The 22635-nt window shown below is 64.8% G+C and carries 21 protein-coding genes; 19 read left to right on the top strand and 2 right to left on the bottom strand.

The features are described 5' to 3' along the window. Positions 1-2: 2 nt before the first annotated feature. From X750_RS152700 to X750_RS152720, 5 genes are all read left to right on the top strand, one after another. Complete coding sequence (locus tag X750_RS152700) at positions 3-950, top strand: ABC transporter permease (protein ID WP_023736807.1); 948 nt, start codon at positions 3-5, stop codon at positions 948-950. A 126-nt stretch (positions 951-1076) separates the two neighbouring features. Next, the gene (locus X750_RS152705) at positions 1077-2102 is read left to right on the top strand and encodes a BMP family protein (RefSeq protein ID WP_023694458.1); all 1026 of its coding nucleotides are present in this window, start codon (positions 1077-1079) and stop codon (positions 2100-2102) included. 173 nt (positions 2103-2275) lie between these two features. Beyond that, complete coding sequence (locus tag X750_RS152710; protein WP_023747356.1) at positions 2276-3787, top strand: ABC transporter ATP-binding protein; 1512 nt, start codon at positions 2276-2278, stop codon at positions 3785-3787. A gap of 281 nt (positions 3788-4068) precedes the next feature. Then, on the top strand, positions 4069-5124 hold the full coding sequence (locus tag X750_RS152715; RefSeq protein WP_023683937.1) for an ABC transporter permease: 1056 nt from the start codon (positions 4069-4071) through the stop codon (positions 5122-5124). Continuing rightward, on the top strand, positions 5121-6065 hold the full coding sequence (locus X750_RS152720; protein ID WP_023747355.1) for an ABC transporter permease: 945 nt from the start codon (positions 5121-5123) through the stop codon (positions 6063-6065). The genes X750_RS152715 and X750_RS152720 overlap by 4 nt, the downstream gene beginning before the upstream one ends. Positions 6066-6137: 72 nt before the next feature. On the opposite strand, the gene X750_RS152725 is transcribed toward X750_RS152720, so the two are convergent. Next, positions 6138-6905, bottom strand: a complete 768-nt coding sequence (locus tag X750_RS152725; RefSeq protein ID WP_023686096.1) for an SDR family oxidoreductase — start codon at positions 6903-6905, stop codon at positions 6138-6140. A gap of 233 nt (positions 6906-7138) precedes the next feature. On the opposite strand from X750_RS152725, the gene X750_RS1000000164330 reads away from it, so the two are divergent. Both X750_RS1000000164330 and X750_RS152730 read left to right on the top strand, forming a co-directional pair. Continuing rightward, positions 7139-7294 (top strand): hypothetical protein, encoded by a 156-nt coding sequence (locus X750_RS1000000164330; protein WP_023670454.1) that lies wholly within the window; start codon positions 7139-7141, stop codon positions 7292-7294. 158 nt (positions 7295-7452) lie between these two features. Next, on the top strand, positions 7453-8406 hold the full coding sequence (locus X750_RS152730) for an LLM class flavin-dependent oxidoreductase (protein ID WP_023715880.1): 954 nt from the start codon (positions 7453-7455) through the stop codon (positions 8404-8406). Positions 8407-8495: 89 nt separating this feature from the next. Here the strand turns inward: X750_RS152730 and X750_RS152735 are convergent, their stop codons facing one another. Further along, positions 8496-9164 (bottom strand): isochorismatase family cysteine hydrolase, encoded by a 669-nt coding sequence (locus tag X750_RS152735; RefSeq protein ID WP_023747354.1) that lies wholly within the window; start codon positions 9162-9164, stop codon positions 8496-8498. A 325-nt stretch (positions 9165-9489) separates the two neighbouring features. Here X750_RS152735 and exbB point away from each other — a divergent pair, with 325 nt between their 5' ends. The 12 genes from exbB (at position 9490) to X750_RS152795 (ending at position 22604) form a co-directional block, all read left to right on the top strand. Then, positions 9490-10479, top strand: coding sequence for a tonB-system energizer ExbB (gene exbB, locus X750_RS152740; RefSeq protein ID WP_023747353.1), 990 nt, complete (start codon positions 9490-9492; stop codon positions 10477-10479). A 6-nt stretch (positions 10480-10485) separates the two neighbouring features. Beyond that, entirely contained in the window at positions 10486-10944 is a 459-nt protein-coding gene (gene exbD / locus X750_RS152745; RefSeq protein ID WP_023747352.1) for a TonB system transport protein ExbD, read from the top strand. Further along, positions 10941-11915: an energy transducer TonB gene (locus X750_RS152750; protein ID WP_023747351.1), complete on the top strand. Its 975-nt coding sequence runs from the start codon at positions 10941-10943 to the stop codon at positions 11913-11915. The genes exbD and X750_RS152750 overlap by 4 nt, the downstream gene beginning before the upstream one ends. A gap of 269 nt (positions 11916-12184) precedes the next feature. Next, positions 12185-13279 carry a transporter substrate-binding protein gene (locus X750_RS152755; RefSeq protein WP_023715883.1) on the top strand — a complete coding sequence of 365 codons (1095 nt, stop codon included), beginning with the start codon at positions 12185-12187 and terminating at the stop codon, positions 13277-13279. Further along, positions 13276-13875: an ANTAR domain-containing protein gene (locus X750_RS152760; protein WP_023715884.1), complete on the top strand. Its 600-nt coding sequence runs from the start codon at positions 13276-13278 to the stop codon at positions 13873-13875. Before X750_RS152755 ends, X750_RS152760 begins: the two co-directional genes overlap by 4 nt. Beyond that, the gene (locus tag X750_RS152765; protein ID WP_023693235.1) at positions 13853-14755 is read left to right on the top strand and encodes an ABC transporter permease; all 903 of its coding nucleotides are present in this window, start codon (positions 13853-13855) and stop codon (positions 14753-14755) included. Before X750_RS152760 ends, X750_RS152765 begins: the two co-directional genes overlap by 23 nt. Before the next feature lie 13 nt (positions 14756-14768). After that, a complete protein-coding gene (locus X750_RS152770; protein WP_023747350.1) occupies positions 14769-15689 on the top strand; it encodes an ABC transporter permease in 921 nt (306 codons plus the stop codon). Positions 15690-15717: 28 nt separating this feature from the next. After that, complete coding sequence (locus X750_RS152775) at positions 15718-17361, top strand: ABC transporter substrate-binding protein (RefSeq protein ID WP_023747349.1); 1644 nt, start codon at positions 15718-15720, stop codon at positions 17359-17361. After that, entirely contained in the window at positions 17351-18295 is a 945-nt protein-coding gene (locus tag X750_RS152780; protein WP_023747348.1) for an acetamidase/formamidase family protein, read from the top strand. The genes X750_RS152775 and X750_RS152780 overlap by 11 nt, the downstream gene beginning before the upstream one ends. Positions 18296-18482: 187 nt before the next feature. Then, positions 18483-20264 carry an ABC transporter ATP-binding protein gene (locus X750_RS152785; protein ID WP_023747347.1) on the top strand — a complete coding sequence of 594 codons (1782 nt, stop codon included), beginning with the start codon at positions 18483-18485 and terminating at the stop codon, positions 20262-20264. Positions 20265-20392: 128 nt separating this feature from the next. Beyond that, positions 20393-21343: a hypothetical protein gene (locus tag X750_RS152790; protein ID WP_027050529.1), complete on the top strand. Its 951-nt coding sequence runs from the start codon at positions 20393-20395 to the stop codon at positions 21341-21343. 49 nt (positions 21344-21392) lie between these two features. Further along, positions 21393-22604: a hypothetical protein gene (locus X750_RS152795; protein WP_023747346.1), complete on the top strand. Its 1212-nt coding sequence runs from the start codon at positions 21393-21395 to the stop codon at positions 22602-22604. Positions 22605-22635: the final 31 nt, after the last annotated feature.

Below are 22635 nucleotides of genomic sequence, written 5' to 3'. Positions count from 1 at the left end.
CGATGACATTTGTGAAACCGCTGGCCGCCAAACCCTGGATCTGGTCGTTCATCGGCGCGATGTTCGTCTGGCTGGCGACCATCGCTTTCACCGGCGGCTATGGCGGCGGTGGCATGGTCACGGCGGCACTGTCGCTGGCGGTGTTCACCGTCATCGTCGGAGTCGGCCAAATGTTCGTCATCACGCTCGGGCCAGGCAATGTCGACCTGTCGCTGCCGGCCAATATCGGGCTCGCCAGTGCCGTCGCCATGAAGGTCATGGGCGGCAGCGATTCCATGATCGTGGTCGGGCTGCTCGCCGCGCTCGCCTGCGGCGCTGCCATCGGTGCCGTCAACTATCTCCTGATCTGGGCGCTGAGGATCCCGCCGATCATCGCCACTCTGTCGGCCAGCTTCATCATCCAGTCGATCGACATCAGCTATGGGCGTGGCCTGCAGATCAAGCCGCCGCCCGGCTTTGCCGATTTTGCCAACTGGCAAATCCTGGGCATTCCAGTGCTGGCGATCCTTACCGTATTGTTCACCATCGGTGCGGCCATCGCCTTGCAGCGCATGATCTATGGCCGCTCGGTGCTGGCGATCGGCCAGAACATCCGCGCCGCGTGGCTTGCCGGCGTCAATGTCGGCCGCACCCGCTTCCTCACTTACACGCTGTCGGGCGCGCTCGGCGGCATGGACGGGGCGCTGCTCGCCGGCTATTTCCGCGGCGCCAATGTCGATATCGGCAACGAGTACCTGCTGGCCTCGATCGCCGTCGTCGTCATCGGCGGCACCTCGGTCGCCGGCGGCAAGGCCAATGTTCCCGGTGTCTGGGGCGCGGCGCTGTTCCTGGTGCTGCTTCTGACCATGCTCAACACGTTCGGCGTCAGTGCCGGCGTTCGGCTGTTGCTGACCGGGCTGATCATTGTCGGCGTCATCACCGTAGCCGGTGGCGAGAAGGCGGTACGCTAGCGCCGGCTCCTGCCAGCGACGCCGCCAAATTTGACCATGTGGACAAAAGTCCGCACCCGTTCCATAGTTCCGCGTCTGATTTCGGAACAGCCGGCTCGACACGGCTGTCAAACAGAGGGGCACTAGATGGAAAACCGGAAAAACAAATCGCAATCGACCGGCCTGTCGCGGCGCGACGTGCTGGAACTCGGCGCACTTGGCCTGGCCGCAGCCATGCTGCCGGGTGCAGCCCTCGCCAAGGACAAGAAGCTGAAGGTGGCGGCGATCTTCGCCACGCCGATCGAGGAGCCGTGGGACAACCAGATCCACGTCGCCCTGCAGAAGGCCGAGAAGGAACTCGGCATCGAATACAAATGGTCGGAAAAGGTGCAGACCGCCGATTTCAGCCGCGTCATGCGCGAATATGCGCAAGGCGGGTACCAGCTGGTGCTGGGCGACGCCTTCGCCGCCGAGCGTGAATCGCGCCGCACGGCAAAGCAGTTCCCGAAGACGGCATGGCTGTTCGGCTCGGGCGCCGGCCCGGCCGAGCCCAATTTCGGCGTCTTCGACAACTGGATCCACGAGCCGGCCTATCTGTCCGGCATGATCGCCGGCAAGATGTCGAAGTCGGGCACGATCGGCGCGGTGGCGGCCATGGGCATTCCGGAAGTGAACCGGCTGGTCAACGCCTTCTTTGCCGGCGCCAAGGAGGTCAATCCCAACATCAAGAAGAAGGTCGCCTTCATTGGCTCGTTCTTCGATCCGCCCAAGGCCAAGGAAGCGGCGGTCGCCCAGATCGATGCCGGCGTCGATGTCATCTATGCCGAGCGCTTCGGCGTCATCGAGGCGGCGGTGGACAAGAAGATCCTCGCCATCTCCAACATGTCCGACCAGTCGAGCCTCGGCCCCGACACGGTCATAACCGGGCCGGTCTGGGACATGTATCCGACGGTCGAGCAGGCGATCAAGCTGGTCAAGGCCGGTGTCTTCACCGCGCAGGATTATGGCGATTTCTCGCGCATGGCCAAGGGCGGGTCGTTCCTGGCGCCCTACCATAAATTCGACAAGACGCTGCCGGCGGATGTGAAGGATCTGGTCGAGAAGAAGAAGGCCGAGATCCTGGAAGGCAATTTCCGGGTGGATGTGGATGAGAACACGCCGGTTTCGGATTAGCTCGGCGTACCCTCCCCCTTGAGGGGAGGGTGGCCCGCAGGGCCGGGTGGGGTCCTCCGCGAAGTGCTCCATCCTGCTAAGTCATGGGTTGAGGCAGTTGAGGTGACCCCACCCGCCTCGCTTCGCTCGGCACCCTCCCCTCGAGGGGGAGGGGTATCTCCGCAGGAGCACCTTTGTCCGCCCCTCTCATCGAAATGCGCGGCATCACCAAGAGCTTCGGCGCCGTCAAGGCGAATGAGGCTGTCGATCTAAGCGTCGCCCCAGGTGAGATCCTCGGCCTGCTGGGCGAAAACGGCGCCGGCAAGACGACGCTGATGAATGTGCTGTTCGGCGCCTATGCGCCGGATGCCGGCGAAATTCTTATCCAGGGCAAGACCGTGCGGATCACCAGTTCGGCCGATGCGCTGGCCGCCGGCATCGGCATGGTGCACCAGCATTTTCATTTGGCGCCAAGGCTGACGGTCCTGGAAAACCTTCTGATTGGCATTCCCGGCAAATCCGGCCGCATCGACCGCGCCGGCGGACTTGCCCGGTTGTCCGACATCAGCCGTCAGTATGGGCTGACGCTGGACCCCAACCTGCCTGTCTCCGCGCTGTCGGTCGGCGAGCAGCAGCGGCTCGAAATCGTCAAGGCGCTGTTTCGCGGCGCCAGGCTGTTGATCCTCGACGAGCCGACGGCGGTGTTGGCGCCGAGCGAGGTCGACGGGCTGTTTTCGGCGCTGCGCTCGATGGCGGCGCAGGGGCTCGGCATCATCTTCATCTCGCATAAATTGAACGAGGTGCGGGCGCTCACCCATCGCTGCACCGTGTTGCGGCACGGCCGCGTCGCCGGCCGTGTCGACGATCCGGCGAACACGACATCGGCAGAAATGGCGCAGCTGATGTGCGGCCATGAGATCGTGCCGCCGGCAAGAGGACCTTCGACCCCAGGCGCGGCGGTGCTGACGCTCGACGGTATTTCCACCTCACGGCATTCGGGGACGCCGCTGCGCGATGTATCGCTTGCCGTTCGCGCGGGCGAAATCCTCGGCATTGCCGGGGTCTCCGGCAATGGCCAGCGGGCACTGGCCGAGGTGATTTCCGGCACGCGCGCGCCCGACGCCGGCGTGATGACGATAGCCGGCAAACCTGTGACGCGGTTCTCCCCGCGCGAGGTGCAGGCGCTCGGCCTTGGCCGCATCCCGGAAGACCGTATGACGACCGGGCTGGTCACCAATCTGCCGCTCGCCGATTCCATGGTGTTGCCGCGCATTGGTACTGCGGCTTTCAGCAGCCGGGGCCTGCTCAAGCCAGATGCGATCCGCGCCTTCGCCGAAGAACAGATCAAGGCCTATGACATCAGGTGCCCCGGGCCGATGACCCGCGCCGGCGCGCTGTCGGGCGGCAATCTGCAGAAGGCGCTGCTGGCGCGCGAACTGGCTTTCGACCCGAAGGTGCTGATCGTCTCGCAGCCGACGCGCGGCCTCGACATCGGTGCCGCCCGCTTCATCCACGAAAAATTCCTCGACATGCGTGCCAAGGGCTGCGGGATCATCGTCATCGGCGAGGATCTCGAAGAGCTGCTGGTGCTCTGCGACCGCATCGCGGTGATGTATGAGGGCCGCATCGCCGGCACGCTGGACAGCGCCGATGCGACCATCGCGCGGCTTGGGCTGCTGATGACCGGGGCGGAGGGCAGAGCCTAGATGGACTTTCTCACTCGGTTCCTCGCAGAAACCTCAAATAATACTGCCCGCTTTTGGCTGACTTTAAGCGTCAGCGCTGCCCCTCACCTGCCTGCCGGCATCCTCTCCCCGTATAGAGACGGGGAGAGGGGCTCTCACCCATGGTTTCGCCAATCACCACAGCTGCAAGAGGGGAGTTGCATAGGGCCCGGATCCCTTCTCCCCGTGTCTATTCGGGGAGAAGGTGCCGGCAGGCGGATGAAGGGCGGCGCGACCGTCTGGGCGGCGGAGGGGCATAGCTGATGTTCCGCCTCGAAGCCCGCAGTTCCACCCCCGCCTGGTTCAATCTCGCTTTGCCGCTGCTGGCCATCGGCGCAGCGCTGGTCCTGTGCAGCGGCCTCATCGCGCTGGCAGGCGCCGGCGTGCTTGAGGCCTATGGCGTGATGCTGTCGGCCTCGTTCGGCGACAGCTATGCCATCACCGAAACGCTGGTGCGCGCCGCCCCGATGATCTTCACCGGGCTGGCTGTGGCCGTCGCCTTCCGGGCCAAATTCTGGAACATCGGCGCCGAGGGCCAATTGCTGGCCGGCGCCGTGGCCAGCTGCTTCGTCGGCGCCATCCCAATGCCGGGCGCGCTGGCGATCCTGTCGATGGCGCTGGCGGGCGCTGCTGCCGGTGCCGCGGTAGCGCTGGTGCCCGCGACGCTCAGGGTCAAATTCAAGGTGGATGACGTCGTCAGCTCGCTGCTGCTCAACTCGGTCATCTACTATGCGCTGATGGCGCTGATCGAGGGGCCGTGGAAGGACTCGTTCAGCGGCTATCCGATCTCGCCGCCGATCGAGGATTCGGCGAATTTCCCGGTGCTGCTCGAAGGCACAAGGCTGCATCTGGGTGTCATCGCCGCGTTGATCGCGGCCCCGTTGATCTGGTTCCTGATCGTGCGCACCACGCTCGGCTTCCGGATCAGGGTCACCGGCGAAAGCCCGGAAGCCGCCCGCTATGGCGGCATACATGTCGAGCGGGTGCTGATCTCGACGGCGCTGCTGTCGGGCGCGCTGGCCGGGCTTGCCGGCGTCGGCGAGGTCGGCGGCGTGCATTTCCAGGTGATGAGCGACATTTCGCCGGGCTATGGCTATTCCGGCATCGTCGTTGCCATGCTGGCCAGGCTCAATCCGCTCGGCGTCGTACCGGCGGCGATCTTCCTGGCCGCCGTGATGACCGGCGCCGAAGCGATGTCGCGCGCCACCGGCGTGCCGGCGTTCCTCAGCGATGTCATCCAGGGCACGGCGCTGCTCGCCATGCTGGTGGCGCTGCTGTTCACGGCCTATCGCATCCGCCGCGTCGGTGCCGCCTTATGAGCGCGGTGTTCGAACAGATTTTTCAGGTCGGCTTCCTCGCCGCCATTATCCGCATCGCCACGCCGCTGGCATTTGCCACGCTGGGCGAGATGTTCTCCGAGCGGGCCGGCGTGCTCAATCTCGGTATCGAAGGCATCATGCTGCTCTGCGCGATGACCGGCTTTACCGCCGCCAGCCTCAGCGGCAGCCTGTGGCTCGGGGTGCTGGCCGCGGTGTTGACCGGCATGGCGATGAGCGCGCTGCATGCGCTGTTCACGGTGGCGCTCGGCCTCAGCCAGCATGTCTGCGGCATCGGCGTCACCCTGTTCTCGTCGGGCCTTGCCTATTTCCTCTACCGTCTGACCTTCGGCCAGCAATCGGTGCCGCCCAGCATCAAGGGTTTTCAGACGCTGCCGATCCCGCTGCTGTCGGATATTCCGGTTCTGGGGTCAGCGGTTTTCAACCAGTTTGCGCTGGTCTACTTGGCAATCATTGCCATCCCGGTCGCTGCTTTCGTGCTCTACCGCACGCCTTGGGGGCTGTCGGTGCGGATGGTCGGCGAGAACCCGCGCGCCGCTGATTCCGCTGGGGTCAGCGTCATCGCCACGCGCTTCCAGGCGGTCATCCTCGGCGGTGCGCTGATGGGGCTTGCGGGCGCCTTCCTCACCATGGCACAGTTCAACGCCTTCACCTTTGGTGTCGTGTCGGGCCGTGGCTGGGTGGCGATCGCGCTGGTCGTGTTCGGCCGCTGGGACCCGTGGCGCTCTGCGGGCGCGGCGCTGCTGTTCGCCTTCGTCGATGCGCTACAATTGCGCATGCAGGCGAGCGGCCTCGGGCATATTCCCTATGAGGCGTTCTTGATGCTGCCCTTCATTTTCACCATCGTCGCGATGGCCGTGATGTCACGCAACGCGGTTGCGCCGTCGGCGCTGCTGAAGCCGTTTCGACGAGAAGAGCGGTAAGGCGAGTAGGACTTGGCGCCCTTCCTCTCCCCCGATCGACGGGGGAGAGGAAGGGCGCCAAGCCTGGGATACTCACATCGCCGTAAAACCATTATCGACAAACAGATGCGTCCCGTTAACGAAGCTGGACTCATCGCTGGCGAGGTACAGCGCTGCCTTGGCCACTTCCTCCGGCTCACCGATGCGGCCCTGCTGTGCGGCCAATGCGGCGTCCGACACGTCGACGCCGAGCTTGCCGAGATCGGCGACCTCGCGCAGGCCGTGCGGCGTGCGGATGAAGCCGGGACAGACGGCGTTGCAGCGTATGTTGCGGTCGCGGAATTCGACTGCGATGGCGCGCGCGAACATGTGGCAGGCGCCCTTGGTGGTGTCGTAGAGCACCTCCATGGGTGTGGCCGCCACAGCCGAGATCGACGAGGTGCAGACGATCGAACCGCCACCGGCAGCGATCATGCCCGGCAACACGGCGCGCGTCATCAGGAACATCGAGCGGACATTGACCGCATGCAGCCAGTCCCATTCCTGCACTGTCGTCTCCAGGAACGGCTTTATCACGATGGTGCCGGCATGGTTGAACAACACCGTGGCCGGGCCGAGCCTGGCAGTCGCCGCCTTCACTGCGGCCTCGACCTGCGCCTCGTCCGAGACGTCGGCCACCCAGTGTTCGGCGATATGTCCCCGCGCGCGTATCGCCGCCGCAGTGGCTGCCGCCGCCTCGCCATTGCGGTCGATGATCGCCACCTTGGCGCCTTCGGCGGCGAACAATTCCGAGGCCGCTCCGCCCATTCCGGTCGCGCCGCCCGAGATGATTGCAATCTTGCCGGCTAGTCTTGTACCCATGTTCTGTTCCCCGTTCCCGATCGAAATGATCCGCATTTACGCCGGAATGGCGATGCTATCGCCTATGCAGATGTCGGCCAAGCTTGTCGCTCGCTTGTCGCCAACAGGGGTCTCCCAGCAATCCCAAACCAAATAATAAGGAATACTGAGAAAATCGTTCTACATATCGCCAAAAAATAGCACTCGACAAAGTCTACTGATTTTATAGATTAATCCGCAAGACGGAGGTCGATATGTCCTATATCCAGAACGCCGAGACGGACCGCACCAGCCAGAGGCTGGCCAATAGCCAGGCTTTCCGCCCGGCCTATGCCGGCGCTTTCGCCTATCTCGTCTTTGCCCTTGCGTTCGTGTTCACCGGGGCAGTCGTGCTCGGCTTGATTCCCTGACCGATCAGGCCGAAAGGGTGGCGACCTAGCGCTTTCAGTGAGTGACCGGAGTTGATGAACCGAACGCGGACGCGCTTTGGCGCTGATGCTTGTTTTTACGCATGTCGTCGTCTCAAAACCGGGGGCGACATACATCCAACGTGATGGAGGAGATGGCAATGCCGATCGAGTTCACGCATGTTCCCGGTAAAACGCACGCCGCCGATGCCGGTTCGGCCGTACCGTTCTTCTATGATTTCGTCGAGACGGCGACCAAGCTGTCGCTGATCGAGGATTCCGGCTTCCAGAACATCGTCGTCGACGACCCGGCCGGGCTGTTGACCAATATGGACATCGCCGCCCAGGCGCTGGACCGCACCTCGTCGCTGGAAGTGGTGCTGACGCACTGGGCCGGCGTGATCGCGCCAGCCGTTGCGGCGCGGCAACTGGCGGCGCTCGACGCCAGGAGCGGCGGCCGGCTGGCGCTGAGGATGCTGAGCGAGCCGCTGGATGACGACGATGCCGAGACGCGTCCGGTCGGCCACACCGTGGTCTGGCAGCGCATCGACGAATATCTGGTGCTGCTGAAGCGGCTGTGGTCGAACGACCGGCCCTTCGACCATGAAGGTGCGTTCTACAGCATCAAGGGTGGCTATGTGCCGCGCAAGGGGCCGCATGGCGTCGACGTGATCATCCGCATGGGTGGCCAGTCCGGCACCGCGCTCAAGGTCGCCGGCCGCCATGCCGACGTGTTTGAACTCACGGCTGGTTCGCTCGACGAGATCCGCCAGCTGATGGAACGGGCGCGCAGCGCCGCCGCCGAGCATGGCCGCGCCGGCAAGCTGCGTTTTGCGCTTCCGGTCCGGGTCCGCTCGGAGGGTGGCGCCTCTACCGTCGGACACAAGGCGGTCGAACTTTCCGGACCACCGGCGCAGATCGCCCTGTCGCTGCTGCCCTATGCAGCGCTGGGCATCAGCGAGTTCATGATCGTCGGTGTCGACCGGCCGCGCGAGATCGCCAGCGTCGGCCGCGAGACGATCGCGCTCTTGCGCAACTCGCTGGCACGCCGTGAGGCTGAGGTGCCGCAGCCCGGCGCGTTTGCGCGGGCGGGTGGGGACATTCACGCAGGGTGAATTTGCGGGTGGAATGAAAAGCTATTTCGTAGCGTTCCGTCACACCCCCCTCTGCCCGGCAGGGCAGAGGGGCGCTGTCCCGCCAGCGTCTAATGACCACTCAGCACTGCCAGCGCCTCCAGCACCGCGTCAGATTCCGTCAGCGTACCAAATACCCCGTCCTCCACCGTCACCATATGCAGCGCCGCGTCATGCGCGTATTGGTCGCCGCTGGCGCAGGCATCGGCGATGGTCAGGCACTGGAAATTGCGGTCGCAGGCCTCGCGCAGCGTCGTGTGCACGCAGACATCGGTCGTGCAGCCGGAAAAGATCAGATGGGTGATGCCGCGTGCGCGCAGCACAAGCTCCAGATCCGTATAGGTGAAGGCGCTGTTGCAGGTCTTGTCGACGATGATGTCGTGCGGCGCGACGTCGATCTCGGCGACGATCTGAAAGCCGGGGCCGGAGCGCAGCAGCACGTCGGTGCCTTCGAGACCCGCCCGCTTGCGGCGCCATCTCTCGTACGGCGTCATGTCGGCCATGTCGCCGCGATATCCCTGCCTGGTGTAAATGATGGTGAGGCCGGCCGCACGTGCCGCTGATATCAGTCGGTTAACTGTCGGCAGGATGGCGCGCAGCGGCGCGGGGTCATAACCCTTCCTGGCGAAATAGCCGGTCGGCGAAAGGAAATCCTCCTGCAGGTCGATGACCAGCAGCGCGGTGTTTGCTGGCACCAGCCGGCCGTCATAGGGGAAATCGAACGGTATCGCCTTGATCATCGCAGCCTGCCTCAATTGCTGCCCGGTATCGTGGCCCAGCAACCCTGCGGCCGTCCATCCCTCAGTGCGACGACACCAGGTAGACCGACGCCAGGACGATGTGCCGCTGAGACATCGCGCCGATAATCGTTGGCCAAAAAAGCCATCTTGTTTGTTGACTAGTAAACTCATGTTTTATAGTCAAGCAGGGCACTCGGCCGCCTGAATTGTTTCCAGCGGCTGTGCCGCGTTTGAGAGAAGCCAGAACCAGTGGCTGGATTTCCGGGGTCGACATTCCGTCACCGACCAGCCGATCGTACGTGCAATGACGAAGCGAGGAAGAAGCGTGTCCAGAAATGGTTTGTTGGCGGCGCTGGCCGCGGTCATGCTGTCGGCCGGCAGCGCTGCTGCGCAAGAGCAGCCAAACACGCAGCCCAGGGTGACGACGGAACCCGCTGCAGCTGCCCGGTCGGCGGCCCAGCCTTCCCCGGTCGCAGTCGAACGGCCCGCACCGGCTGCGCCTGTCGCGCCGGCTTCGCCAGCTGCCGGGCAGGCGGCGCCGACCGCGCTACGGCCGGCAACCCAGCCCGGTGCATCCGCGCAGGCCGAGCCTTCGGCAATATCGCTGACGCTGCCGCACGATCTGTCGCCCTGGGGCATGTTCATGGCCGCCGACATCATCGTCAAGGCGGTGATGATCGGGTTGGCCTTCGCCTCGCTCGTCACCTGGACGGTGTGGCTGGCCAAATCGCTGGAGATTCTCTTCGGCAAGCTCGGCGCCCGTCGCGCTGCGCGCGCCATCGGCAATGCCGCCACGCTGCGCCAGGCCGGGCGCGCGCTTGGCAACAGTGGCGGCCCCGGTGCGCTTTTGGTGCGGGCGGCCGAGGAAGAGACTGCCCTTTCGGCCGGTGCGCTCGGCCATGTCACCGGCGACGGGCTGAAGGAACGCGTGACGTCGCGCCTGTCGCGCATCGAAGCGGCGGCGGCGCGGCGCATGTCGCGCGGCACCGGCGTGCTGGCGACGATCGGCTCGACGGCGCCCTTCGTGGGCTTGTTCGGCACCGTCTGGGGCATCATGAACGCCTTCATCGGCATCTCGCAGGCGCAGACCACCAACCTCGCGGTCGTCGCGCCCGGCATCGCCGAGGCGCTGCTCGCCACGGCGATGGGCCTGGTCGCGGCCATTCCCGCGGTGGTCATCTACAACGTCTTTGCGCGGTCGATAGCCGGCTACCGGCAGCTCCTTGCCGATGCCTCGGCCGGGGTCGAACGGCTGGTCAGCCGCGATCTCGATTTCCGCACGGTGCCGCAGGCGCCCGCGCTGGCGGCGGAGTGATGGGCCATGGCGGCTAGAATTCGCGAGACTATCGACGGCGATCTCGAGGAAAGCTACGAGATCAACGTGACGCCGTTCATCGACGTCATCCTGGTGCTGCTGATCATCTTCATGGTCGCTGCCCCGTTGGCGACAGTCGACGTCAATGTCGATCTGCCGGGTTCGACCGCGACACCGGCGCCGCGGCCGGAAACGCCGCTGTTCCTGACGCTGAAGGACGATCTGACGCTGGCGATCGGCAATGACAGCGTGCCGCGCCAGGCTTTTGCCTCCGTGCTCGACGGCAGAACCAAGGGCGACAAGCAGACCCGCATCTTCCTGCGTGCCGACAAGGCGGTCGGCTATGGCGAGTTGATGGAGGTGATGAACCTGCTGCGCGGCGCCGGTTATCTGAAGATCGCGCTGGTCGGGCTGGAGAGGGTGCCGGCGGACGCATCCCCGCCGCACCCGGGCGCCGCCCCATGACGCAACTGGCCGCGGCCGTTCCCACCGCCGACCCGCCGGGCGCCGGCGCGCGCGAGATCGGTTTGTGGGCGGCTGCGGCCATTGTCATTGTCGGCGCGCATGTCGCGATCGCCTATGCCGTGCAGAGCTTCAGCCTAGCCAACATGGCCGATGGCGGCCCNGGCCCGCCGGCTGTGGCTATCGAGCTGTCGCCGATCATGGTGGCGCCGGCGGTGCGGGTGGACTCAGCGGCCGACGTGGTGACGCCCGAGCCGCCGAACCAGATCGAGGAGGCGGTTGCCGAACTCAAGCCGGTCGTGGAGCCCGAGCCCGGTCAGCCGGGGCCGGTCGCCGAGAAGACGGAAGCGGTTCAACCCGCCGCTCCGATCGAGGCGGCAGCGGCCGAGCAGCCCGATCAATCGCCGCCGCTGGATGAGGTGGTGCCCGACATCGTCCCGACCATAGCGCCGGATGTGGTCATTCCGCTGCAGACCAGGCCGGTGGAGACCAAGCCGACGGAGGACAAGCCGGTGGAGGACAAGCCGATCGAGAAGGCGAAGAAGGCTGCCGAAAAACCCAAGCCGAAAGCAAAGAAAGAGAAGAAGGAAAAGGCCGCGCCGGCGAAAGCGGTCGTGACCGCCAGTGTCGATCAAAAGGCAGCGGCGAAGGCGTCGGCGCCGAAGGCTTCGCAATCGAGTGGATCATCAGTCAATGCAAGCAAATGGAACTCCCAGCTGATCGGATGGATCAATCGGCACAAGCGCTACCCGAGCGCGGCAAGGTCGCGGCGCGCCGTGGGTACCGCAAATGTGACCTTCGTCGTCAGCGCTTCGGGCAAGGTGACCTCCGTCCGGCTGACACGATCTTCGGGGGACGCCGATCTCGATCGCGCCGCGCTCGGCATTCTGCAGGGTGCGACGGTGCCCGCGCCACCGCCTGAGAAGGCCGGTACGGCTGTCGTGGCGCCTTTGATGTTCACGCTGCGGAACTAGAAGCAGCCGGACAAGGCCGATCCCATGACCACGTACTTTCCCGCTTGACTGACCCGCCGGACCNTCAGACGTGTGCTCTTCCGATCTTGCGGAACTAGAAGCAGCCGGACAAGGCCGATCCCATGACCACGTACTTTCCCGCTTGACTGACCCGCCGGACCGAATACGCTAGCGCAAAATACCGGCCTTGGTCGCCGGGCGGCAAATATGCCTCGCATGCCTCGCCCTCCGGCGCTGGCTGCGGGGCATTGTCATTTCTGAGGATCGGTTTGAAACGGCGTATCGAGATCGGCATCCTGTATTCCCGCTCGGGCAGCTACCAGCTGGTCTCCGATGCGTGCCGGATGGGCGCCATGCGCGCCATCGCCGACATCAATGCCGATCGGAGCTATGGCATCGAACTGGTTCCGGTCGAGCGCGATCCGCAAAGTAATGCCGATCGCTACGCGACTTTGTGCGAGGACATTTTCAGGACCAGCAGCGCGCGCCATGTCGTCGGTTGCGTCACCTCGTGGAGCCGCAAGGAAACCATCCCGGTGCTGGAGAAGGCCGGCGGCATGCTCTGGTATGCCTGCCCCTATGAAGGGTTCGAGGCCAACGAGCATGTCGTCTACATGCACGCCTGCCCCAACCAGCATCTGGTTCCGCTGATGGCGCATGTCGTGCCGCGTTTCGGCGCCAACGGCTTCCTGCTCGGCTCGAACTACATTTGGGGCTGGGAGATGAACCGCGTGGCGCGCGACCTGATCGCGGATGCCGGCGGCAAAGTGCTGGGCGAGCGCTATCTGCGCATCGGCGAGACCGACGTGTCGCGGCTGATCGCCGAGGTCCGGGCGACGCGGCCGAGCTTCATCCTCAACAATCTGATCGGCACCTCATCCTACGCCTTCCTGGCGGCTTACCGCGAGCTGGGCGATGAGGATGCGGCATTCAGGCCGGAAAACTGCCCCGTCATCTCCTGCAACCTCACCGAAGGCGAGTTGCCGGCGATCGGCGAGACAGGGAAAGGGCATCTGTCGGTCGGGCCCTATTTCGCGCCCCGGCCGGCTGCCTTCGCTTCGTCCTTCGAGGCCTCCGCCTATGCCTCGGTGCAGGTGATGGCCGACGTGCTGTCGCGCGACACTGATGCCGGCCCGGCGGAATTTTCCAAAGCCTTCGCCGAGCGACGCTTCTCCACCCGGCTCGGGCCGATCGCCATCGACGCCCACTCCCAGCACGCGACGCTGCCGGTGATCATCGGCCGGATCGCCGATGGCTTCTTCGAGGTCGTCAGCCAGGAGGATGAGGTCGCGCCGGATCCCTATCTGTCGCGCTACGACCCCGCCAAGACATTCGGCCGTCCGCGCCTGAGGGTGGTGTCATGACCCGGACGCGCATCCCCAATCTCGGCGGCGCGCGGGCTTTCATCCTGCATCGCCCGCATCCGACGGTGCAGGCCATCACCAGGCAATTGTCGGCCATCGGCCTGGCTACGATCGACTGCTGGCCGGAATTGCCGCCGGAAGCTCTCGCCGCCGATTTCGTTTTCTTCGATGCCGATCTCGGCTTTGACGAGCAATTCCCGTGGAAGCCGGGCGAGGCGCCGATGCCGCTGGTGGCGCTGATCGGTTCCGAGGCGCCGGGGCGTATCGAATGGGCGCTGTCGCACAAGGCCGATGCGCAGCTGCTGAAGCCGGTCGGCAATGCCGGTGTGTACAGCGCATTGCTGATCGCAAGGCAGAGCTTCGAGGCACGCAAGCATTTAGCCGGCGAGATAGCGTCGCTGCGCCAGCGCGTCGCCGAGCGCCAGACCATTGTGCGCGCGGTGACGGCGCTGTCGAAAGGCAGCGATGACGAGCGTGCCTATGCACAACTGCGATCGCTGGCGATGAGCTGGCAGATCAGCGTCGAGGATGCCGCGCGCAGGATCGTGGCAATGACGGATGAGGAAGGCGGCGATGACCAGTCCCATCGCGCCTGATCTCCCGGTACGCATGCCGGCAAAACCGCGCGCCGGCGTCTGGCGTCGGCTGGTCAAACGCCGCCTGGCGCTGCTCGGGCTGGTCATCGTCGCCATTGTTGTCGCCGGCGCTGTGCTGGCGCCCCGGCTGACCGGCTACGATCCCAACGAGCAGATGTTCGACGGCCTGACCATCGAGGGCTCGCCGCTGCCGCCCAGCGCCCAGTATTGGCTCGGCACCGACCTGCTCGGACGTGACCTCTTGACCCGCATCCTCTACGGCGCCCGCACCTCGCTGATCATCGGCATCGTCGCCAATGGCGTGGCGCTTTTGATCGGCACTTTGGTGGGCGTCACCGCAGGCTATTTCCGCGGCTGGATCGGCAGTGCGCTGATGCGCTTCACCGATCTGATGATGGCGTTCCCGGCGCTGCTGCTCGCCATCTGCCTGGCGGCAGTGTTTCAGCCGAGTCTGTGGATCGTCGCCATGGTCATCGCGCTGGTCAACTGGGTGCAGACGGCGCGTGTCATCTACACCGAGACCTCATCGCTGGCCGAGCGCGAGTTCATCGATGCCGAGCGCAGCATCGGGGCGAGTGCGCCGCGCATCCTATTTCGCCACATCCTGCCGCATCTGCTGCCGACCATCATCGTCTGGGGCACGCTCGGCATCTCGACCACGGTTCTGCTCGAGGCGACGCTTTCCTTCCTCGGCATCGGTGTGCAGCCGCCGACCGCGTCGTGGGGCAACATCATTTTCGAGAACCAGACCTATTTCCAGGCCGCGCCCTGGCTGGTGTTCTTCCCCGGCGCCGCAATCCTCGCGTTGGCGCTGGCCTTCAATCTGATCGGCGACGCGTTGCGCGACATCCTCGATCCGACGCAAAGGGGCCGGGAATAATGGGGGGCCGGTCATGATCGCCTATCTCGGCCGCCGGCTGATCCAGTCGCTGCTCATCCTGCTTGGCGTCTCGCTGATCACTTTTGCGCTGCTCTACCTCTTGCCGGCCGACCCGGTGCGGCAGATCGCCGGCCGCAGTGCCACGCCGCAGACGGTGGAAAACATCCGCCAGCAACTCGGCCTCGACCAGCCTTTCGTGGTCCAGTACTGGCACTATCTGACGAAGCTACTCAGCGGCGATCTCGGCCGCTCCTACATCCAGCGCTCGGAGGTCACCGAACTCATCGTCTCGCGGCTGCCGGCCAGCCTGCTTTTGATGGTCGGCGCCATCCTTTGCGAATTGCTGATCGGGCTCTCGATGGGCCTGATCGCGGCCGTCAAGCGCGGCACCGCCACCGACCAGACGCTGATGGTCGCCTCCTTCGTCGGCGTCTCGGCGCCGCTATTCGTGGTTGGCCTGTTGCTGCTCTACGTCTTTGCCGTGCGGCTAAGCTGGTTTCCGATCGGCGGCTACGGCACATGGCGCCATCTGGTGCTGCCGTCGTTGACCATGGGCGTACTCGGCGCCGGCTGGTATGCGCGCATGATGCGCTCGTCGATGATAGACGTCCTGCGCCAGGATTATGTCCGCACGGCGCGGGCCAAGGGCCTGGCGCGCAGCGCCATCATATTCCGCCACGCACTGCCGAATGCCATCCTGCCGGTCATCGCCATGATCGGCATCGACATCGGCATCTTCATGGGCGGCATCGTCGTCGTCGAAAGCGTGTTCGGCTGGCCCGGCATCGGTCAGCTGGCGTGGCAGGCGATCCAGCGCGTCGACATTCCGATCATCATGGGCGTCACGCTGGTGTCGGCCTTCGCCATCGTGCTCGGCAATCTGCTCGCCGACATCATCGCGCCGTTCATCGATCCCCGCATCAAGCTCAGATGAAAATGAAACAGAGAAAGGGAACACAACAATGAAAAAGTTTCTCGCATCCACAGTCGCGGCATCCGCCTTGGCCCTCATGCTCGGCATGACAAGCGTCCGCGCCGAAGACACGGTCGATCCCAACGCCAAGCAAGGCGGCGCCATCACCATCACCTACAAGGACGATGTTGCGACCCTCGATCCGGCGATCGGCTATGACTGGCAGAACTGGTCGATGATCAAGAGCCTGTTCGAGGGGCTGATGGATTACGAGCCGGGCACCACCAATTTGAAGCCCGACCTCGCCGAAAGCTACGAGATTTCGCCCGACGGCCAGACCTTCACCTTCAAGCTGCGCCATGGCGTGAAATTCCACAATGGCCGCGAGATGACGGCCGACGACGTGAAATATTCGCTTGACCGCGTCACCAATCCGAAGACGCAGAGCCCCGGCGCTGGCTTCTTCGGCTCGATCAAGGGCTATGACGATGTCGCCGCCGGCAAGGCCGAAGGCCTTTCCGGCGTCACCGTCGTCGATCCCTACACGGTGAAGTTCGAGCTGACCCGGCCCGACGCCACCTTCCTGCATGTCATGGCCATCAATTTCGCCCATGTCGTGCCGAAGGAAGAGGTCGAGAAATATGGCGCCGATTTCGGCAAGCATCCGGTGGGCACCGGCGCCTTCAAGCTCGCCGAGTGGACACTCGGCCAACGCATCGTCTTCGAGCGCAATGCGGATTACTGGCACAAGGGCCTGCCGCATCTCGACAAGATCACCTTCGAGATCGGCCAGGAACCGATCGTGGCGCTGCTGCGCTTGCAGAAGGGCGAGATCGATGTGCCCGGCGACGGCATTCCGCCGGCAAAATTCCAGGAGGTGATGGCCGATCCCGAGCAGAAGGCGCGCGTCGTCGAAGGCGGTCAGCTGCACACCGGCTACGTCACCATGAACACTACCATGGCGCCGTTCGACAATGTGAAGGTGCGTCAGGCCGTCAACATGGCGCTCAACAAGGCGCGCATCATCCAGATCATCAACGGCCGCGCCGTGCCGGCCAACCAGCCGCTGCCGCCGTCGATGCCGGGCTACGACAAGGAATACAAAGGTTATCCCTATGACGTAGCCAAGGCCAAGGCGCTGCTGGCCGAGGCCGGTCATCCCGATGGTTTCGACACGCAGCTGTTCGCCATGAACACCGATCCCAACCCGCGCATTGCCCAGGCGATCCAGCAGGACCTGGCGGCCATCGGCATCAAGGCCAGCATCCAGTCGCTGGCGCAGGCCAATGTCATCGCCGCCGGCGGTGACAAGGCCGGCGCGCCGATGATCTGGTCGGGCGGCATGGCCTGGATCGCCGACTTCCCCGATCCGTCGAATTTCTACGGCCCGATCCTCGGCTGCGCCGGCGCGGTGCCGGGCGGCTGGAACTGGTCGTGGTACTGCAATAAGGACCTCGACGCCAAGGCGGCCGAGGCGGATTCTGTGGTCGACCCGGCAAAGGCCGGCGAACGCGACAAGATGTGGAGCGCCATCTACGACAAGGTGATGGAAGACGCGCCCTGGGCGCCGGTCTTCAACGAACAGCGCTTCACCATGAAATCCGCCCGAATGGGCGGCGCCGACAACCTCTATGTCGACCCGGTCCATATCCCGATCAACTATGACAATGTGTACGTAAAAGATGTGCAATAGCTGCGACTACACCATCCATGGGCGCCATCACCATTTCGGCTGGGACAATTCCTTTATCCCGGCCGAGCGGGTGGCGCCCGGCGCGACCATCGAGTTCCAGTGCCTCGATGCCGCCGGCGGCCAGCTGAACGCCGACAGCACGGTCGCCGAAATCGTCAAGCTCGACTTCGCCGGGGTCAACCCGGTGACCGGGCCGATCTTCGTCGAGGGCGCCGAGCCGGGTGACGCGCTCAAGGTGACGATCGAGATGTTCAAACCGTCCGGCTTCGGTTGGACGGCGAACATTCCCGGTTTCGGCCTGCTCGCCGACGACTTCACGGAACCGGCGCTGAACATCTGGAAATACGATGCAGCCGCGCTCGAACCGGCGCTGTTCGGGAAAAACGCGCGCGTGCCACTGAAGCCGTTCGCCGGCACCATCGGCAATGCGCCGGCTGAGATGGGGCTTCACTCGGTGGTGCCGCCACGGCGGGTCGGCGGCAATCTCGACATCCGCGATCTCGCTGCCGGCACGACGCTCTATCTGCCGGTTGAGGTGGCCGGCGCGCTGTTCTCGGTCGGCGATACGCACGCCGCACAAGGCGATGGCGAGGTCTGCGGCACGGCGATCGAGAGCCCGATGGACGTCGTGCTCAAGCTCGACCTTGTCAAGGACGCCAGGCTGAAGACGCCGCGCTTCACCACGCCGGGCCCGGTGACGCGCCATCTCGACGCCAAGGGTTACGAGGTGACGACGGGGATTGGGCCGGATCTGATGGCGGGCGCGAAGGAGGCGGTGGCGCAGATGGTCGATCTGCTCGCTGGGCGTTACCAGATCGATCCGGTCGAGGCCTATATGCTGGCCTCGGTGTGCGGGGACCTGCGCATCAGCGAGATCGTCGACATGCCGAACTGGGTGGTGTCGTTCTATTTTCCGCGTTGCGTGTTTGAATGACGGTACGTCGGCGCCGCACCCCCACCCCGCTGCTTCGCAGCGACCCTCCCCACAAGGGGGAGGGTAAAGCGCTGCCACCCTACCTCCCCCTTGTGGGGAGGTCGGACCGGAGGTCCGGGTGGGGGGCAGCGCCAAGGTTTGTGCGAATGGTGCGACGGAACCAATCCGTCGCAGGGCTCCACCCACAATGACCCTCGCCGACACCCCCGTCCTCTCCATCGCCAACCTCTCCGTCAGCGTGCGCGGCGAGGACGGCGAGCGCAATGTAGTCTCCAACCTGTCGCTGACGCTGGCGCGCGGTGAGACGCTTTGCATTGCCGGCGAATCCGGCTCCGGCAAGTCGATGACCGCGCTGGCGATCATGCAGCTTTTGCCGCAGCCGGCGGCGCGCATATCGTCAGGCATGATCCGTCTTCGGGATGGGAATCGGGGCGACACCGACCTAGCAACCCTCGACGAACGCCAGATGCGGCGCATTCGCGGCGACCGCATCGCCATGATCTTCCAGGAGCCGATGACCTCGCTCAACCCGGTTCTGTCGATCGGCCGGCAACTCACCGAATCAATCGAGGCGCATACCAGCCTGTCGTCGGCGCAAGCCCGCCGGCGCGCCATCGAGGCGTTGAAGGCGGTGCGCATTTCGGAGGCGGAAAGCCGGTTAAAGCAGTTTCCGCACGAACTCTCCGGCGGCATGCGCCAGCGGGTGATGATCGCCATGGCGCTGGCGCTCGAGCCCGACGTGCTGATCGCCGACGAACCGACGACGGCGCTCGACGTCACCGTGCAAGGCGAAGTGCTGGAGCTGTTGCGCGACCTGCAGCGCCAGCATGGCACCAGCGTCATCCTGATCACCCACGATATGGGCGTGGTTGCCGAAATGGCCGACCGGGTCATCGTCATGCGCGACGGCCGCATGGTCGAAGAAGGCACGACATCGGATATTTTTGCCCGCCCTCAGGCCGACTATACGCGCGAACTGCTGGCTGCCGTGCCGCGCATCGGCAGTGGTGTCGGTCGACAGAAATCCAGGGATGCGATTGACGTCTTGAAACCGGCCAAAGTCGCCGAGGTCAACGACCTGCATGTCCGCTTCGATCTGCGTGGCGGCATCTTTGGCCAGGTCACCCGCCGCGTCCACGCCGTCGAGGGCGTCAGCTTCTCGATCGCGCCCAACGAAACGCTCGCTCTGGTCGGCGAATCCGGCTGCGGCAAGTCGACCACCGCCAAGGCGCTGGCCGGACTGGCGCCGTATAGCGGCGACATCGTCATTGGCGGGCGCAATCTCTCCGGTCTTGGCCGCGACGAGCGCAAGGCGGTGCGCCGTGACGTCCAGATGATTTTCCAGGATCCCTTCGCTTCGCTCGATCCGCGCATGCGCGTCGGCGAGCTCGTCGCCGAGCCGCTGGTGATCCATGGCATCGCCTCCAAGGACGAGCGCCGGGAACGGGTCTCGGCGCTGTTCGAGCGCGTCGGCCTGTCGGCCGACCAGATGGAGCTTTACCCGCACGAATTCTCCGGTGGCCAGCGCCAGCGCGTCTGCATCGCCCGAGCGCTGGCGCTACGACCAAAACTGATCATCGCCGACGAAAGCGTCTCGGCGCTCGACGTCTCGGTGCAGGCGCGCGTGCTCGATCTCCTGAAGGAATTGCAGCGCGAATTCGGCGTCGCCTATCTCTTCATCTCGCACGACATGGCGGTGGTCGAGAACATTTCCGACCGCGTTGCCGTCATGTATCTCGGCCAGATCGTCGAGATGGGCACGCGCGACCAGGTGTTTTCCAACCCGCTCCATCCCTATACGAGGCGGCTGATCGAAGCGGTGCCGGTGCCCGATCCGGCGCAGCGCAGAACGCGCTTCGCGCGCCTCGACCAGGAAATCCCGAGCGCCACCCGCAGGATCGGGGAGGCGCCGCTGAAGCTGGCGCTGAACGATGTCGGCGGCGGCCATCTGGTTGCTGCGGAAAGCTGAGCCCGCACTGGCTGGCAGCTGTTCTTTTACTTTGTTGAGTACAACCAAGAACTGCCGTCTCGGGTTTACCGCGTCTTAGGTGGACGGCGGCCACTATACGGTCGGCGTTCTTGCCACGGGGAAAAATAGTGCTCAAGGCGGTTCTGCAGCTGCTGCCGGGTCGGTTCATGGATGTGCGCATGCGCGTATCCGCCGACTACGAGACGCGCGTCGTGGAGCGGCCCGGGCGCTGGATGAAGGCTGCCGAACTGGAGCAGCTGAGCAGCGATCTGCGGCTGGTAGCGTCCAAGACACTGAAGTTCGGCAGCCTGACCTATGGCGTGTTTTCCGGCGACCGCAGCCGGCTGGAACATTCCATCATCACCATTGTCTACCGGCGCAGCGACCGGCAGCCGATCGCCTTCAACTCGCTGGCGCTGATGGAGATATCGCTCGCCGGCAAGCCCTATGAAGTCTTGCACCTCGGTTTGGTCATGATCGATCCCGACGAGCGCAGCCGCGGGCTGAGCTGGATCCTCTACGGCCTGACCTGCTTCCTGATGTTTTTGCGCAATCAACTGCGGCCGATCTGGATTTCCAATGTCACCCAGGTACCCGCTGTCGTCGGCATGGTCGCGGAGGCGTTCAGCAATGTGTTCCCAGGACCGCATGCCGGCGCGCGCCGCTCGCTTACCCATGTGCTTCTGGCGCGGCAGATCATGGCGCGCCATCGCCATGTCTTCGGTGTCGGCCCCGAAGCTGGTTTCGACGAAGAGCGCTTCGTCATCACCAACGCCTATACGGGCGGCTCGGACGATCTGAAGAAGACCTTCGACGAGGCGGCCAAGCACCGCGTCGAGACCTTTAACGAGTTCTGCCGCAAGGAACTCGACTACACGCGCGGCGATGATGTGCTGCAGATCGGACAGATGAGCTTTCAGTCGGCGCGCACCTATCTCGCCGACGCGGTTCCGCGCGGCTCGCTTGCCGCCCTTGCGGTAGCAGGTGCGGCGGCCACGCTGCAGCGGCTGGTTTTGCCGGTGGTACACTGGGCGGATAGCAGCCGCCAATGGAATGTGCTGAGACCATGGACACGCTGATGGCTTCATCCGTGATGATGCCTGGGTGTGAGCTGATGGGCGCTGACCGATGAACCTCGACGACACGCTCGTGGCCGACACCATCACCTCGCTGGCGGCGCTGTTCGGGCTGCTGATCGTGATATCGGTCGTCGGCGGGCGCGACACCGGCGATCCGCTGTCGCGGCGTTTTCTGTTCGGTTTGCGGGTGCTGACGGTTCTGCTCGCCTGCCGCATCCTCGACTGGACTACCGGCCTCGCACTCTTCCGCTTCGTCACCATCGCGGCGGCGGGCCTGCTGCCGCTGGCCGCACTGCTGCTGACCGAGGGGCTGTTGCGCCGGCATGCGCCGTTTGCGCTAAAGTTCTTTGCCGCCGGCGGCGCCCTGCTGTTTCTACTGCTGGCGCCGATCCCGGAACGCTTTGCCGAGCCATGGCGGATGGCGGTACTACTTGCCTTCCAGTTCGGAGGTTTTCTCGCCATCGGCTGGCTGGTGATGACGCGCGATCGCGACAGCCTGTCGGCGGCCGAAAACCGCACGGTCGAGCGCATGGCGCTGTCGCTGCTGTTGATCATTCCGTTCATAGTCACCGACTACCGGCCCGGCCTGTTCGAAGTGCCGGTTCGGCTTGGCGGCATCGCCATCCTGTTCCTGTGTTGGCTGACGATCGGCCTTGGACGCGCGAGCCTCGGCCATCGCGACACGATCGGCGCCTTTACCGTGATTACGCTGAGCTCGGTTTTCGCCGGGCTGGCGCTGGGCGGCATCGACGATCTCGGCTGGCGCGGCAGTGTGCAGGGCGTGGTGATCGTGCTGTCGGCGACGCTGCTGGCAGTCATCTACAATGACAGCGTCAGCCTCACCGCGGAGAAGCGCCGCGACTCGTTGCTGAAGCATATGGCCGAGGGCGACCTCACCGATTCGGCGCGCTTCCTGCGCGGCCTGCAGAGCCATATTCTTGTCGACGGTGCGCTGATCCTGCCGGCAGCCGACCTCGGTGATTTCGACCTGAAGGTGCTGGCCCGTGCACTAGAGCAGGAGCCCGTGCGCTCGCTCGCCGATACGCAGCCGGGGGCGCCAGTCGACCAGGATATACGCGAGCAGCTGGCCTGGCTGTTCGAGAAATTTGAGGCGACCCATGTGCTGCTGGCGACGCTCGAGCCGTTGACCGTGGTGGCGCTCAACATGCCGGCGCTGGCATCGTCGCCGGGCGTGGAAATGGAGCTGCGGGCAGTGCAGCGCATGGCGATGCTGATCTCGCAGCGGCATGCGAAGGGTTGATCATACTGAACGGGCCGGCTCTTGCGTCGGC

It is taken from the genome of Mesorhizobium sp. LNJC391B00, assembly GCF_000502535.1.
Taxonomy (GTDB): Bacteria; Pseudomonadota; Alphaproteobacteria; order Rhizobiales; family Rhizobiaceae; genus Mesorhizobium.
The sequence above is the reverse complement of the archived record's forward strand: the minus strand, read 5'-3'. Positions and strand labels throughout refer to the sequence as shown.